Origin of the sequence: Streptomyces sp. NRRL F-5122 (genome assembly GCF_001507435.1) — a bacterium.
Lineage (GTDB): Bacteria > Actinomycetota > Actinomycetes > Streptomycetales > Streptomycetaceae > Streptomyces > Streptomyces lannensis.
This window is the reverse complement of sequence record NZ_LMWH01000081.1, coordinates 52,747-66,706: the sequence shown is the minus strand read 5'-3', so window position 1 is coordinate 66,706 and position 13,960 is coordinate 52,747. Positions and strand designations below refer to the sequence as shown.

Below are 13,960 nucleotides of genomic sequence, written 5' to 3'. Positions count from 1 at the left end.
CGTGCCCGAAGAACGGACGCGGGGCCAGTCCTGGTGCCTGCGGGCGGCGAGATCCTCGTCACGTCACCCGTGTGCACCGCCACGGCTGCCGGCTCCGTCCTACCGACCCCGCACCGCTGTTCGTCGTACGAGCAGATACAACTCGCAGCCGAGGCAGTACCCGAACACCGCGTTGAGGAAGGCGGCGGCGAGCGCGAGCCCCGTCGCGGCCTGCCCGAGCCACTGCGGCCCCACGGTGTAGCCCACGAGTCCGACGGCCGCGAAGGCCAGACCGACCGCCTGGGCGAACTGCGGTGGCTGCGGCGCCTCGAACTGTGTCGGCGGCCCTAGCCGCGGACGGACCAGGGTTCGGAAGAGCAGACCGTAGGGTGACCGGGGCACGCCCCAGGCCGCACCCAGCGCGAACGCCAGGAGCTGCCAGGCCAGCAGCCACCCGCTGCCGGTGATCAGGACGATCACCAGCACCACTGTCGTCAGGGCCGCCCCGAAGCGCGGTCCTCTTGTGTCGATGTCCATGAATCGAGCATTCCGCAGGGAAGACGTTTCGTGGAGGCGGGAATCTTTGCAGTCCTGTGAATGCTGGAGCAGGTGATGACCGGACTTGTGGTGTGTGTGGCCGTGCTCGTGCTGGCGAGTGCCTACGGTGTGCTGCACCGGCGGCGGAGCGGGAGAGTGAGAGTGCGCGGGCGGGACGACGGAAAGCGGCTCGGTGCCGCCGAGTTGGGCGACGGGCTCGGCGAGCGGGCGACGCTGGTGCAGTTCTCCAGTGCCTTCTGCGCACCCTGCCGGGCGACGCGGCGGACCCTCACCGAGGTGGCCGCGATGGTCCCCGGTGTCACCCATGTGGAGATCGACGCCGAACAGCGTCTCGAACTCGTCCGCGCGCTGGACATCCTCAAGACACCGACCGTGCTCGTCCTGGACGCGGACGGCAGGATCGTGCGCCGTGCGACCGGTCAGCCCCGCAAGGCGGATGTGATCGCCGCGCTGGGCGAGGCGGTCTGACGCCGTCTCGGCCGGCCGGCAGGACCGGTGCCGGGCTCCGCGGGACGAGCGGAAGGCGGACGATGAGGTATCTCCCAGTTGTCCGGACGAACTTGACTGCGCCCACCATCTATCGTCAGCCTGACCCCATGCCCCCGGAACTCCTTCTTTTCGAGCGCGTCCACGTGGATCTGGTCCGCACCGCGAGTGCGTGGTGGCCGGACCGCTGAACAGCCACGGATCCGCCTCACGTCGCCCCTCGCAGAAGGACAGTTCCATGACGGCCACACCCGGCCTCGGCACCCCCCGGCTCGCTTCCCCGGCCCTGCTGCGCTCCGTCTTCCGGCGGCATGCGGCGGGAGTCGCCGTGGTCACCGCCCAAGGGAGCGGCAGGCCGGTGGGCTTCACCGCCACTTCCCTCAGCTCCGTCTCCGCCGAGCCCCCGCTGATCTCGTTCGGTGTCGGTGTCGGCGGATCGAGCTGGTCCGTCATGTCCGAGGCCGACCACGTCGGCGTGCACATACTCGGTGAGCACCAGGAAGCCCTGGCCGGCATCTTCGCCACGAGCGGTGCCGACCGCTTCGGCGCCCCGACGGGCTGGCGCGAGGGGCCCGAGGGCGTTCCCGTGCTGGACGGAGTGCTCGCCTGGCTCGTCTGCCGTGTGGTGGCGCGGGTGCCCGCCGGGGACCACTGCATCGTGATCGCCGAGGTCGTGTCCGGCGATCCCTCGGGAGCAGGCCGTCCCCTGCTCTATCACCAGGGGCAGTTCAACAGGCTGCGCGACTGAACCTGCCGACCGGTTACGCAGCGTTGTCAAGGTCACAGTTCAAAGCGCTTGCTTAGCGGGCATGTACTGGGTGTACTGACGAGTAATATTTCGTTCGGAGCGCGGGGTCGCCCCGACCGGGATCGGCCGCTTCAGGCGCCTATGCTGCCTAAAAGAAGGCAGCCCAGAAATGACGATGCAGTAGGAGAGCCGGCGTGAGCTTGAGGATCGTTGTCACTGTGAAGTACGTGCCCGACGCCACTGGCGACCGGCACTTCGCCGATGACCTGACCGTCGACCGGGACGACGTGGACGGTCTGCTCTCCGAGCTCGACGAGTACGCCGTCGAACAGGCGCTGCAGATCGCGGAGAACGCCGACGACGCCGAGGTCACCGTGCTGACGGTGGGCCCCGAGGATGCCAAGGACGCGCTGCGCAAGGCTCTGTCGATGGGTGCGGACAAGGCGATCCACGTGGAGGACGACGACCTGCACGGCACCGACGCCATCGGCACCTCGCTGGTGCTGGCCAAGGCGATCGAGAAGGCCGGCTACGACCTGGTCGTCTCCGGCATGGCCTCCACCGACGGCACCGCCGGTGTGGTTCCCGCGCTGCTGGCCGAGCGTCTGGGCGTCCCGCAGGTCACGCTGCTGTCCGAGGTCTCCGTCGAGGACGGTGTCGTCACGGGCCGCCGTGACGGCGACACCGCCTCCGAGCAGCTCCAGGCGCAGCTCCCGGCCGTCGTCTCGGTCACCGACCAGTCGGGCGAGGCACGTTACCCGTCCTTCAAGGGCATCATGGCCGCCAAGAAGAAGCCGGTCGAGTCCTGGGACCTGTCCGACCTGGAGATCGACGCCGAAGAGGTCGGCCTCGAAGGTGCCTGGACGAAGGTCGAGACCGCGGCCGAGCGTCCGGCGCGCACCGCGGGCACGATCGTCAAGGACGAGGGCGAGGGCGGCAAGCAGCTCGCTGAGTTCCTCGCGAGCCAGAAGTTCATCTAGGGCCCCCCGGCCTGACCGCCCCTCAGACTTCGTAATCCGCAAGGAGATCCATTCCCATGGCTGAAGTTCTCGTCTACGTCGACCACGTGGACGGTGCCGTCCGCAAGCCCACCCTGGAGCTGCTCACGCTCGCCCGCCGCCTCGGCGAGCCGGTCGCCGTCGCCCTCGGTGCGGGTGCGGAGAACACCGCGTCCGCCCTCGCCGAGCACGGCGCGGTGAAGGTCCTCACCCACGACGCGCCCGAGTACGCCGACTACCTGGTCGTGCCCAAGGTGGACGCGCTGCAGGCCGCCTACGAGCAGGTCTCCCCGGCCGCCGTCCTGGTGCCGTCCTCGGCCGAGGGCAAGGAGATCGCGGCCCGTCTCGCGGTCCGCATCGGTTCCGGCATCATCACCGACGCCGTAGACCTGGAGGCCGGCGACGAGGGCCCGGTGGCCACGCAGTCGGCGTTCGCCGCCTCCTTCACCACCAAGTCCCGTGTCAGCAAGGGGACCCCGGTCATCACCGTCAAGCCGAACTCGGCTGCGGTCGAGGCCGCCCCGGCGGCCGGCGCGGTGGAGGCGCTCAACGTGTCCTTCTCGGACAAGGCGACCGGCACCAAGGTCACCGGCCGTACGCCGCGTGAGTCGACGGGCCGTCCGGAGCTGACCGAGGCCGCGATCGTGGTCTCCGGTGGCCGTGGTGTCAACGGCGCGGAGAACTTCGCGATCATCGAGGCGCTGGCCGACTCTCTGGGTGCGGCCGTCGGTGCCTCGCGTGCCGCCGTCGACGCCGGCTGGTACCCGCACACCAACCAGGTCGGCCAGACCGGCAAGAGCGTGTCCCCGCAGCTGTACATCGCCTCCGGTATCTCGGGTGCGATCCAGCACCGGGCCGGTATGCAGACCTCGAAGACGATCGTGGCGATCAACAAGGACTCCGAGGCGCCGATCTTCGACCTGGTCGACTACGGCGTGGTGGGCGACCTCTTCGACGTCGTCCCGCAGCTGACCGAGGAGGTCAAGACCCGCAAGGGCTGAGCGACTTTCGGCCACGAGGCCCCCGCGACCGCACCGGCGGTCGCGGGGGCCTTTGTCATCCCAGGGTCAGCGACGCCTGCACGGGAAGGTGGTCGCTGGGGTACCGCCCCTCCTGCGCGAAGGTGTTGACCGACGCCCGGTGCGCCGTCACGCCCGGGGTGGCGAGGATCCAGTCGATGCGGTCTCCGTCCGGCCTGAGCGGCTTGTAGCCGTGGAAGGTCCCGTACGGCGCGGTGCGCTCGGCGGCCGTGTCCCATGTGTCGACGAGGCCGGCGCCGAGGAGCGTGTCGTAGACGGGGCTCTTGTGCGCGGCGACGTTGAAGTCGCCGGTCAGTACGAGCGGCAGGGAGCGGTCGAGCCCGGCGATCCGATCGGCGATGAGGGAGGCTGCGCGTGTGCGTACGTACTGGCTCTTGTTGTCCAGATGGGTGTTCAGTGCGTAGAACTCCCGCCCGCCGTGCTGCAGATCGCGGAAGCGGACCCAGGTGACCATGCGGATGCAGGCACCGCCCCAGGTGTTCGAGCCGATCACGTCAGGGGTGTCGGAGAGCCAGAAGTGGTCGTACTCCACGGGGTCGAGCCGCCGGGTGTCGTAGAAGACGGACTCGAACTCGTCGCGGCTGCCGCCTCCGCGCCCGGTGCCGATCCAGGCGTAGTCCGTTCCCAGGTCGGCCGCGATGCCACGGACCTGGTGGTACAGACCCTCCTGGGTGCCGATGACATGCGGCCGTTCCCGGTGCAGCAGCGTGCGCATGGCGGGGCGGCGCTCCGTCCAGCTGTGGGGTTCGGCGGTGCTCGCGAAGCGCAGATTGAAGGACATGAAGTCCAGATGGCGCTCGTGCGGGCCCGATGCCGAGGCGTGGTGCGGCGCTGGACATGGGAAGGGTGACCGCGGCCGCCACAACGGTCTTGAGGCCCAGGCGGCGGGTGACTCGGCTGTACAGGGAAGGTGAGGAGTGTCCGGTGCGCAAGAGGTGTTGACCCGCGGCAAGATCCGCGGATAGCTTCATTCAACAGATTGTTGATTCCGGGAAGCGGAAAACGGGAGGACGCGGAATGGGCCAGGGGCATCAGGAGAGGGTGGCGACGAGTCTCGCGGACGCCGTCGTCAACGACATCAGCACCTCTCTGGCCCCGGTCGACCGTGAACTGGAGCGCCGCTACCCGGGTGACCCGGGCACGCGTCAGCCGGTTCACACCGTTTATGTCCCCGGTGACGTCTTCGCCGCCGGCACGGTCCGCTCCTGGGGTGACCAGGCCCTCGCGTCCCTCGACGAACACGCCCCGGACGCAAGGTCGCTGGCCGCCGTGCTCGGTCTCGCCGACGACCTGGCCGAGCCGGTCCACGAGCGGGTGCGCGCGAAGCTGGAACGCGAGCCGATCGAGGACCTGCGCGTCGACTTCGAGGACGGCTACGGCCCGCGTCCCGACGCCGAGGAGGACCGGGCGGCCGCCCGGGTGGCCCGGCTGATCGCGGATGCCCGGGCCGCACGCGCCGCGGGGCCGGAATCCGGGGCGGGAACCACCGCCCCGTACATGGGTATCCGGATGAAGTGCCTGGAAGCCCCGGTACGGGACCGGGGCATCCGCACGCTCGACATCTTTCTGACGGGCCTGATGGAGGCCGGCGGTCTCCCGGACGGTCTTGTGCTCACCCTGCCCAAGGTCACCTACGCCGAGCAGGTCGCCGCCATGGTGCGGCTGCTGGAGGAGTTCGAGAGGGCGCACGGACTCGAGCCCGGCCGGATCGGGTTCGAGATCCAGATCGAGACCAGTCAGGCCATCCTGGCCGCCGACGGCACGGCGACGGTCGCCCGCATGATCGACGCCGCGCGGGGTCGCGCCACCGGCCTGCACTACGGCACCTTCGACTACAGCGCCTGCCTCGGCGTGTCCGCCGCCTACCAGGCGAGCGACCACCCGGTCGCCGACCACGCCAAAGCGATCATGCAGGTCGCGGCGGCGGGCACCGGTGTACGGGTGTGCGACGGCTCCACGAACGTCCTGCCGGTCGGGCCCACCGAGCAGGTCCACGAGGCCTGGAGGCTGCACTACCGGCTCACCCGGCGGGCGTTGGCCCGCGCCTACTACCAGGGCTGGGACATGCACCCCGGCCACCTTCCGACCCGGTACGCGGCCGTCTTCGCCTTCTACCGCGAGGGGTTCGAGCAGGCTGCGGAGCGTCTGGCCCGTTATGCCCGGCGCAGCGGCGGTGATGTGATGGACGAGCCCGCGACCGCCAAGGCCCTGAGCGGCTATCTGCTGCGGGGGCTGGACTGCGGCGCGCTGGACGCCGGCGAGGTCGCCGAGGCCACCGGCCTGACCCGGGCGGATCTGGAGGGCTTCGCGGCACCCGGGCGCGGGGATCTCACGGTCTCGGGCACGTAGGGGCCCCGTTCGGGGTGCGGGGCGGCCGGGCGGGCCGGCCCGCGGAACGGCCTGTGCCGGCGCCGAGCCCCCTCGGGCCGCCGCTCCTCAGTCGGCGGGCGCCAGTTCGCCCGAACCCCGGGCGATCAGGCGGGTGGGGAGTTCGATGCGCTCGGGTGTGATGAGGCTTCCGTCGAGTTGACGGAAGAGGCGTTCGGCGGCCGTACGGCCGAGGGCGGCGGCGTCCTGGGCGATGACCGTTACCCCGGGGTCGAGGAGGTCGGCCAGTTCGAAGTCGTCGAAGCCGACGAGGGCGACCGGCCGGTCGTGCTCGGCGAGGACACGGACGACGGTGACTGTCACACGGTTGTTGCCCGCGAAGATGGCTGTGACAGGGGTGGTACCGGACAGCATCTCCTCGGCGGCCCGCCGCACCCGCTCCGGATCGGTGACCCCGAGGGAGATCCACGACTCCTCCACCGGTATGCCGGCGTCCTCCATCGCGGCCCGGTAGCCGCGCAGTCGCTCGGCCGCGGTGTGGATGCGGGGCATGTCGCCGATGAAGCCGATCCGGCGGTGGCCGTGCGCGATCAGATGGGCGATCCCGTCGCGCGCGCCGCCGAAGCTGTCCGAGAGCACGACGTCGGCATCGATCCGGCCGGCGGGGCGGTCCACGAACACCGTGGCGACCCCCGCCTTGATCTCCGGCTCCAGATAGCGGTGGTCGTCGCCGGCAGGGATGACGACCAGACCGTCGACGCGGCGCGCGCACAGCGCCAGCACCAGTTCCTGCTCGCGGTCCGGGTCCTCCGCGCTGGAGCCGTTGATCAACAGGGCTCCGTGGGCCCGCGCGACCTCCTCGACCGCGCGGCTCAGCGGGCCGTAGAAGGGGTCGGCGAGATCCTCGAGGACGAGGCCGACGCTCGCGGTGCGGCCCTTGCGCAGCACCCGTGCGCTGTCGTTGCGGCGGAAGCCCAGGGCCTCGATGGCCTCCTGGACCCGGCGCTCGGTGTCCGGGGTGACTCCGGACTCCCCGTTGACGACACGCGACACCGTTTTCAGACCGACTCCGGCACGTGCTGCGACGTCCTTCATGGTCGGCCGGTTGCCGTAGCGGTTCTCGGATCGGCGTGCGGTCTCGGGCACGATGCGCTGTCCTGTCCTGTCGTCCACGGTGATGCGTCGGTCCATGGGGTTGTATGAGGATGTGGCGTCGAGCATAGAGCCTGGACAACGTTGTCAGATGCGGGAGACACTGTCCACCGCAATCTCCGGCCTGCGCCTTCCCTCCAGGGTGCCTCCTGCCAGCGCCCGGCCGGGGCATCCGGATCCGCGGCGGCGCCCGCCGTGCGCGGTGCCGGTACGACCGAAGCATTGGGAGATCAGACACTGATGCACACCGACCTCGTGGCCGCGCTCGACATCGGCGGCACCAAGATCGCCGGAGCGCTGGTGGACGGCCACGGCCGGATCCTGCTGCGCGCACAGCGCGCGACACCCGCGCAGGAGGACGGCGAGACCGTGATGGGGGCCGTGGAGGCCGTCGTCGGGGAGCTGACGGCCTCGCCGCTGTGGAGTCGGGCGCAGGCCGTCGGCATCGGCAGCGCGGGTCCGGTGGATGCCTCCGCGGGTACGGTGAGCCCGGTCAACGTGCCCGGCTGGCGCGGCTACCCGCTGGTCGAGCGGGTGCGGGCCGCGACGGGTGGTCTGCCCGTGGAACTCATCGGCGACGGTGTGGCGATCACCGCCGCCGAGCACTGGCAGGGCGCGGCCCGCGGCCACGACAACGCGTTGTGCATGGTGGTGTCGACGGGCGTCGGCGGCGGACTCGTGCTGGGGGGCCGCCTGTACCCGGGGCCGACCGGCAACGCGGGCCACATCGGGCACATCAGCGTCGACCTGGACGGCGACCTCTGCCCGTGCGGGGCGCGCGGCTGCGTGGAGCGCATCGCGAGCGGGCCGAACATCGCCCGCCGCGCCCTGGAGGGCGGCTGGCAGCCGGGGCCCGACGGCGACACCTCGGCTGCCGCGGTGGCCGCCGCCGCCCGCGACGGCGATCCGGTGGCGGTGGCCTCCTTCGAGCGGGCGGCCCGCGCGCTGGCCGCGGGCATCGCCGCGACCGCCACGCTCGTCGAGATCGACATCGCGGTGATCGGCGGGGGGGTGGGCAAGGCGGGCGACGTTCTCTTCACACCCCTGCGCAAGGCCCTGCCCGACTACGCCACGCTGTCCTTCGTGCAGGGGCTGACCGTGGAGCCGGCGCAGATGGGCACGGACGCGGGGCTGGTGGGCGCGGCGGCCGCCGCGCTGCGCGGCCGGGAGGACGCTCCGGCCGCGGGCCTCGCGAGCTGACCGGTCCGTGCGGTCCCGGTGGGACCGCACGAACGGTGGCGCCCCGGCGCGGATGTGCCGGGGCGCCCATGTGTCCGATCAGCAACTCAGCCGCGCGTCCGCCCAGTCCGCGTGGTCGGAGTCGATGCCGTCGCCGCCGTCGGTGACGACCAGGTGGACCACCTGGGCGCCCGTCACATCGGCGGTGATCGGCCGGGCGGCATCCGCGTTGGTCAGCACGCCGGTGGTGAGGACCGTCCCGCCGTCCGCCCTGATCTCGAAGGCGACCGTGCCCTTGCTGCCCTTCTCGTCGTCCACGCCGACGTCCGCCGTGACCGTCGTGCACGCCCCGCCCGTGTAGTAGGCGATGTCGCTCTCGGCGTGTGCGCCGAGTCCCTTGGCGTACACGGCCCCGCCGATCGTGAGGGGATGGCCGTCACCCGCGGCGCTCTCACCGTTGCTCGTGTCGCGCTCGACCGGCCCGTAGCCGTTGGCCGTCGAGAGCCACGGCAGATCACTGAGGTAGGAGACACCGGAGGGCGGCGGCACGACCACGGTCGCCGTGACCGGCACCAGGTTCTCCACCCGCACGCCCGTGGGCGACCGGTAGGCGGTTCTGAGCGTCAGGGCGTACGACCCTGTCGCCGTGCCCGGCGGCGCTGTCACCCGCCACGAGGTGCGCAGCGAGCGCCCCGTGGGCAGGACGTTCGCGGCCGTCCCGGACGTCGGCTTCACCGACCACCCCGCGGGGCCGCTCAGCGACACGGACACGTGCATCGCCGGTGTACGCCCGAGGTCCGTGACCGTCGAGGCCATGACCGCCGGCCTGCCCGCCTGGACCAACGGGCTTCCGCTCAGGCCGAGTTCCACGGCGGGTGGCTGCAGCGCCCAGTGCCGGTCGGCCGCCACGCGTACGAGGACCGTGCCGTGCGCCGGAACCGTCGCCGAGATCGTCCCGGCGGTGTTGTAGCTGCGGTGCTGCCACAGATCGCGGAGTGTGTAGGCGCCCGCGGACGGGAGACCGACGGCCGCGGCGGTCGTACCGATCCGCTGGGCCTCGCCCGTCTCGTTGAACAGGGCGACCGCCCGGCTGCCGTCCTTCATCTCCTTGGAGATCACCCAGCGTCCGCCCTCGGACGAGAGCACCGCGCCCTGCTTGCCGAGCGGGTCCTGGTCGACGGCGATGACCTCCTTGTTGCCGAGGATGTCGAGGGTCTCCGGGGAGGCCTTGCGCAGATCGGAGCCGATGAGCAGCGGGGCGGCCATCACGGACCACAGGGAGAAATGGGAGCGGTACTCCGTGTCGGTCATGCCGCCGTTGCCGACCTCCAGCATGTCCGGGTCGTTCCAGTGCCCGGGTCCCGCGTAGGACGCCAGGGGCAGGTTCTGCTTGAGGATCGAGAGCATCGAACCCCAGTTGTCACTGATGTCGCCGGTGGTACGCCACAGATGCCCGACGTCCGAGGCCCACTCCCACGGCTTGTTCTGGCCCCACTCACAGATGCTGTAGACGATGGGGCGGCCGGTCGCCTTCAGCGCGTCCCGCATCGTCGTGTAGCGCTGCTCGGCGTCCACGCCCTGGTTGTTGCAGTTGTCGTACTTCAGGTAGTCCACACCCCAGTCGGCGAACTGCTGCGCGTCGCTGTACTCGTGGCCGAGCGCGCCCGGGAATCCCGCGCTGTTGCACGTCTTCGTGCCCGCACTGGTGTAGATGCCGAGCTTGAGCCCCTTGGAGTGGACGTAGTCCGCGACGGCCTTGATCCCGTCGGGGAACCGCACCGGGTCGGGCACGAGCTTGCCGTCCGCGTCCCGCGAGGGCAGGGCCCAGCAGTCGTCGAGGTTGACGTACTGGTACCCGGCGGCCTTGAGGCCCTTGTCGACGAACAGGTCCGCGATCCCCTTGACCATCGACTCGTCGAACTCGGCACGGCAGTTCGTGGAGTTCCAGTTGTTGAAGCCCATGGGCGGGGTGAGGGCCAGGCCGTCGGCGAGTGCGGGCCGGGCCGGTGCCGCGGCGGGAGCGGCCAGAGCCGGTGCCGCCAGCCCCGTCGTACACAAAAGGCCCGCGGTGAGCGCACCGACCACTCTTCGGCGCGTTGTGCGGGGGAGAAGGTGACGCATCGTTACGTTCCTCCGTCTCTCGCTAGAGATAGGACGTCTGCATGCTCGCGTCAAACTGTTCGCTTACGGTAGGCCGTGTTGGAGTGTGGTGGAAGAGGGTGGGTGGCGGCTGTTGGGTATGGACCGGAAGCAGCTGACTGTGGCTCAATCCGGCGAAGAGCCGAAGTTCCGCGTTCGGTTGTGTGCAGGGGGTCCTTGAGGGGGAGTGTGTGGAGTCGCCGCTGAACGGCACCTTGTCCCGAAGCTTCCACCCAGGGACATCGGATGTCCTGCCTGAAGTCCCCGCATGTTGTGACCGGTGTGATGGTCGCCCGTCCCGTCGAACGGGTACGGCGGGTGGATGCGTGACTCCTGGCCCGTTTCGCAGTTGAAGAGGGCATGAAGAAGCGCAGCATGCTCGCCATCGCGTCCCTCGCCACCGGATTCGTCGTGGCGGCCATCACCCCTTCACCCGCCGCCGACCACGACGGGCTCGGCGACCTCAACGTGAAGGACACGTTCAGCACCGTCGACCACACCGTCGACCACGACAGCCTGGCGGCGGACGAGGGTGCCCTTGGGCAGAACGGCTGACGGAGAGCCCGCTTCCCGGCGCCGGGCCCCGATGGCAGGGGCACCGGCGCCGCGGCGTGCCGTCCGCCGGATGCACCCTCATCTGCGGCGGGTTTCCGTGGCAGGGTTGAAGGGGCAAGCCACAGGGGGCCAATAGAAGAGGGGGGAACCGTGATCGTCTGGATCAACGGTGCGTTCGGTGCGGGGAAGACAACTACCGCACGGGAACTGATCGAACTGATCCCGAACAGCACGCTCTTCGACCCCGAGGTCATCGGCGGAACTCTCACGTACCTGCTGCCGCCGAAGCGCCTCGCCGAGGTCGGCGACTTCCAGGACCTGGCGATCTGGCGACGGCTCGTGATCGACACGGCGGCCGCGATGGTCGCCGAACTGGGCGGTGTCCTCGTGGTTCCGATGACCCTGCTGCGCCAGGAGTACCGCGACGAGATCTTCGGCGGCCTCGCCGCCCGCCGCATCCCGGTACGCCATGTCCTCCTCGCCCCGGCCGAAACGATCCTGCGGGAGCGGATAGCCGGCCGGGAGGTGCCGCCCGACCTCCCTGACGGAGAGATGCGGGTCCGCCAGTGGTCGTACGACCACATCGAGCCCTATCGCGCCGCCCTCGCCGACTGGCTCACCGCGGACGCGTACCCGGTCGACACCAGCGCCCTCACCCCGTACGAGACCGCCCTGCGGATCGCCGAGGCCGTCCGCACCGACACCGCACCCGTCTGCGACATCGTGCAGACCCCCGAGCCGACCTCCGAGACCCTCGCCGCGGGTGTGCTGCTCTTCGACGAGCAGGACAGAGTGCTGCTCGTCGACCCCACCTACAAGGCCGGATGGGAGTTCCCTGGCGGCGTGGTCGAACCCGGCGAGGCCCCCGCGCGCGCCGGTGTACGCGAGGTGGCGGAAGAGACCGGGCTCACGCTCGACCAGGTCCCCCGGCTCCTGGTCGTCGACTGGGAACCTCCCGTACCGCCCGGATACGGCGGACTGCGGCTCCTCTTCGACGGCGGCCGGCTGGACAGCACGGCGGCCGACCGCCTGCTGCTGCCCGGGCCCGAGTTGCGCGACTGGCGGTTCGTCACGGAGGCGGAAGCGGCCGGTCTGCTTCCGCCCGTCCGTTACGAGAGGCTGCGCTGGGCCCTGCGGGCGCGCGAACGCGGGGCGGCCCACTATCTGGAGGCCGGCGTCCCGGTCGGCTGAACCGGCTTCGCACCGCGCCTGCCGCCGCCGACGGTGTCCAAGGACGGCGACGGAAGGTCGGCAGGCGGCTGTGGAAAGGGTCCCCGCCCAGGGGGCGAGGACCCTTCGCCGGGTGCGGAGTCGCTCAGCCGGCCGCGTAGTTGCGCAGGAACAGGGCCTCGGTCACCGACAGTCGCTCCAACTCGTCCGGAGACACGCTCTCGTTGACCGCGTGGATCTGTGCCTCGGGCTCGCTCAGGCCGATGAGGAGGATCTCCGCCTGCGGATAGAGCGAGGCAAGGGTGTTGCACAGCGGGATGGAGCCGCCCTGGCCCGCGTACTGCATCTCCTGGCCCGGGTAGGCGGCCTCCATCGCTTCGGCCATCGCCGCGTACGCCGGGCTGGAGGTGTCGGCCCGGAACGCCTGTCCCTGGCCGATCTGCTCCGTCCGCACCCGTGCGCCCCACGGCGTGCGCGCCTCCAGGTGCGCCTGGAGCAGCTTCGTGGCGTCGACGGCGTCCACGCCCGGCGGCACCCGCAGGCTGATCAGCGCGCGGGCACGCGCCTGGACGGAGGGGGTGGCGCCCACGACGGGCGGGCAGTCGATGCCGAGCACGGTCACGGACGGGCGCGCCCAGATGCGGTCGGCGACCGAGCCGGAGCCGATCAGTTCCACCCCGTCGAGCACCTTGGCGTCCTTGCGGAACTGCTCTTCCGGGTACTCGACGCCCTCCCAACGGTTCTCGGCGACCAGACCGTCGACGGTGGTCGAGCCGTCCTCGGCCCGCAGCGAGTCCAGTACACGGATCAGAGCGGACAGCGCGTCCGGTGCCGCACCGCCGAACTGACCCGAGTGGAGGTTGCCTTCGAGCGTGTCCACGCTGACCCGGACGAGAGTCATGCCGCGCAGTGTCGAGGTGACCGTCGGCAGTCCGGCGCGGAAGTTGCCCGCGTCCCCGATGACGATGGTGTCGGCAGTGAGAAGGTCCGGGTGCTCCTCGGCGTAGCGCTCGAGGCCACCGGTGCCCTGCTCCTCCGAGCCCTCGGCGATGACCTTGACGTGCACCGGCACGCCGCCGCTGGCCCGCAGGGCGCGCAGCGCGAGCAGATGCATGATGACGCCGCCCTTGCAGTCGGCGGTGCCGCGCCCGTACCAACGGCCCTCGCGCTCCGTCAGTTCGAAGGGCGGCGTGGTCCAGCCGGCCTCGTCGAGGGGCGGCTGCACGTCGTAGTGCGCGTACAGCAGCACCGTCTTGGCGCCCTCCGGGCCGGGCAGGTAGCCGTACACCGACTGCGTGCCGTCCGGGGTGTCGAGCAGCGCCACGTCCTGGAAGCCCTCGGCGGCGAGCGCGTCGGCGATCCACCGCGCGGCGCCCTCGCTCTCGCTCCTGGGGAACTGGTCGAAGTCCGCCACCGATTTGAAGGCGACCAGCTCGGTGAGCTCCTCCTTCGCCCTGGGCATCAGCGAGGCGACGGCCTCGGCGACCGGATTCGACGACATGGGCACGCTCCTTGTAGGTGCGACTTTGTACTGTTGAGCACTTCCTGTGCGGATTTGCGCATGCGCGTACTGGTGTGCAGGGCGCATACGCTGCCGATCCTCCCACAGCGACCTGTGACGACGCCGC

General features: G+C 70.7%; 13 protein-coding genes. 8 read left to right on the top strand and 5 right to left on the bottom strand.

Annotated elements, in window-relative coordinates:
* Positions 1-99: 99 nt before the first annotated feature.
* Complete coding sequence (locus ADL25_RS11025; protein WP_059127490.1) at positions 100-516, bottom strand: DUF4395 domain-containing protein; 417 nt, start codon at positions 514-516, stop codon at positions 100-102.
* 75 nt (positions 517-591) lie between these two features.
* Between ADL25_RS11025 and ADL25_RS11020 the strand changes: the two genes are divergently transcribed.
* The 4 genes from ADL25_RS11020 (at position 592) to ADL25_RS11005 (ending at position 3,770) form a co-directional block, all read left to right on the top strand.
* A complete protein-coding gene (locus ADL25_RS11020; protein ID WP_059127600.1) occupies positions 592-1,005 on the top strand; it encodes a TlpA family protein disulfide reductase in 414 nt (137 codons plus the stop codon).
* A gap of 256 nt (positions 1,006-1,261) precedes the next feature.
* Positions 1,262-1,771 (top strand): flavin reductase family protein, encoded by a 510-nt coding sequence (locus ADL25_RS11015; RefSeq protein WP_059127489.1) that lies wholly within the window; start codon positions 1,262-1,264, stop codon positions 1,769-1,771.
* A gap of 194 nt (positions 1,772-1,965) precedes the next feature.
* Entirely contained in the window at positions 1,966-2,751 is a 786-nt protein-coding gene (locus ADL25_RS11010) for an electron transfer flavoprotein subunit beta/FixA family protein (RefSeq protein ID WP_059127488.1), read from the top strand.
* Between the two features lie 56 nt (positions 2,752-2,807).
* Entirely contained in the window at positions 2,808-3,770 is a 963-nt protein-coding gene (locus tag ADL25_RS11005; protein WP_059127487.1) for an electron transfer flavoprotein subunit alpha/FixB family protein, read from the top strand.
* 55 nt (positions 3,771-3,825) lie between these two features.
* Here the strand turns inward: ADL25_RS11005 and ADL25_RS11000 are convergent, their stop codons facing one another.
* Complete coding sequence (locus tag ADL25_RS11000; RefSeq protein WP_319114640.1) at positions 3,826-4,590, bottom strand: endonuclease/exonuclease/phosphatase family protein; 765 nt, start codon at positions 4,588-4,590, stop codon at positions 3,826-3,828.
* 236 nt (positions 4,591-4,826) lie between these two features.
* Between ADL25_RS11000 and ADL25_RS10995 the strand changes: the two genes are divergently transcribed.
* Complete coding sequence (locus ADL25_RS10995) at positions 4,827-6,158, top strand: DUF6986 family protein (protein WP_059127486.1); 1,332 nt, start codon at positions 4,827-4,829, stop codon at positions 6,156-6,158.
* A gap of 87 nt (positions 6,159-6,245) precedes the next feature.
* Here the strand turns inward: ADL25_RS10995 and ADL25_RS10990 are convergent, their stop codons facing one another.
* The gene (locus ADL25_RS10990; protein ID WP_181923216.1) at positions 6,246-7,328 is read right to left on the bottom strand and encodes a LacI family DNA-binding transcriptional regulator; all 1,083 of its coding nucleotides are present in this window, start codon (positions 7,326-7,328) and stop codon (positions 6,246-6,248) included.
* A 201-nt stretch (positions 7,329-7,529) separates the two neighbouring features.
* Here ADL25_RS10990 and ADL25_RS10985 point away from each other — a divergent pair, with 201 nt between their 5' ends.
* Complete coding sequence (locus tag ADL25_RS10985) at positions 7,530-8,489, top strand: ROK family protein (protein ID WP_059127485.1); 960 nt, start codon at positions 7,530-7,532, stop codon at positions 8,487-8,489.
* 78 nt (positions 8,490-8,567) lie between these two features.
* Here the strand turns inward: ADL25_RS10985 and ADL25_RS10980 are convergent, their stop codons facing one another.
* Positions 8,568-10,589, bottom strand: coding sequence for an NPCBM/NEW2 domain-containing protein (locus ADL25_RS10980; protein WP_199839139.1), 2,022 nt, complete (start codon positions 10,587-10,589; stop codon positions 8,568-8,570).
* A 378-nt stretch (positions 10,590-10,967) separates the two neighbouring features.
* Here ADL25_RS10980 and ADL25_RS10975 point away from each other — a divergent pair, with 378 nt between their 5' ends.
* Positions 10,968-11,162 carry a hypothetical protein gene (locus ADL25_RS10975; RefSeq protein WP_181923218.1) on the top strand — a complete coding sequence of 65 codons (195 nt, stop codon included), beginning with the start codon at positions 10,968-10,970 and terminating at the stop codon, positions 11,160-11,162.
* Positions 11,163-11,312: 150 nt separating this feature from the next.
* Positions 11,313-12,353, top strand: coding sequence for an NUDIX hydrolase (locus ADL25_RS10970; RefSeq protein ID WP_059127483.1), 1,041 nt, complete (start codon positions 11,313-11,315; stop codon positions 12,351-12,353).
* A 124-nt stretch (positions 12,354-12,477) separates the two neighbouring features.
* Here ADL25_RS10970 and ADL25_RS10965 read toward each other — a convergent pair whose 3' ends face one another.
* Entirely contained in the window at positions 12,478-13,833 is a 1,356-nt protein-coding gene (locus ADL25_RS10965) for a dipeptidase (RefSeq protein WP_059127482.1), read from the bottom strand.
* Positions 13,834-13,960 lie beyond the last annotated feature (127 nt).

Bases quoted from the DNA above. Each gene is read 5' to 3' on its own strand.
- ADL25_RS11025 (WP_059127490.1), bottom strand. From the start codon at position 516: ATGGACATCGACACAAGAGGACCGCGCTTCGGGGCGGCCCTGACGACA.
- ADL25_RS11020 (WP_059127600.1), top strand. From the start codon at position 592: ATGACCGGACTTGTGGTGTGTGTGGCCGTGCTCGTGCTGGCGAGTGCC.
- ADL25_RS11015 (WP_059127489.1), top strand. From the start codon at position 1,262: ATGACGGCCACACCCGGCCTCGGCACCCCCCGGCTCGCTTCCCCGGCC.
- ADL25_RS11005 (WP_059127487.1), top strand. From the start codon at position 2,808: ATGGCTGAAGTTCTCGTCTACGTCGACCACGTGGACGGTGCCGTCCGC.
- ADL25_RS11000 (WP_319114640.1), bottom strand. From the start codon at position 4,590: ATGTCCTTCAATCTGCGCTTCGCGAGCACCGCCGAACCCCACAGCTGG.
- ADL25_RS10995 (WP_059127486.1), top strand. From the start codon at position 4,827: ATGGGCCAGGGGCATCAGGAGAGGGTGGCGACGAGTCTCGCGGACGCC.
- ADL25_RS10990 (WP_181923216.1), bottom strand. From the start codon at position 7,328: ATGGACCGACGCATCACCGTGGACGACAGGACAGGACAGCGCATCGTG.
- ADL25_RS10985 (WP_059127485.1), top strand. From the start codon at position 7,530: ATGCACACCGACCTCGTGGCCGCGCTCGACATCGGCGGCACCAAGATC.
- ADL25_RS10980 (WP_199839139.1), bottom strand. From the start codon at position 10,589: ATGCGTCACCTTCTCCCCCGCACAACGCGCCGAAGAGTGGTCGGTGCG.
- ADL25_RS10975 (WP_181923218.1), top strand. From the start codon at position 10,968: ATGAAGAAGCGCAGCATGCTCGCCATCGCGTCCCTCGCCACCGGATTC.
- ADL25_RS10965 (WP_059127482.1), bottom strand. From the start codon at position 13,833: ATGTCGTCGAATCCGGTCGCCGAGGCCGTCGCCTCGCTGATGCCCAGG.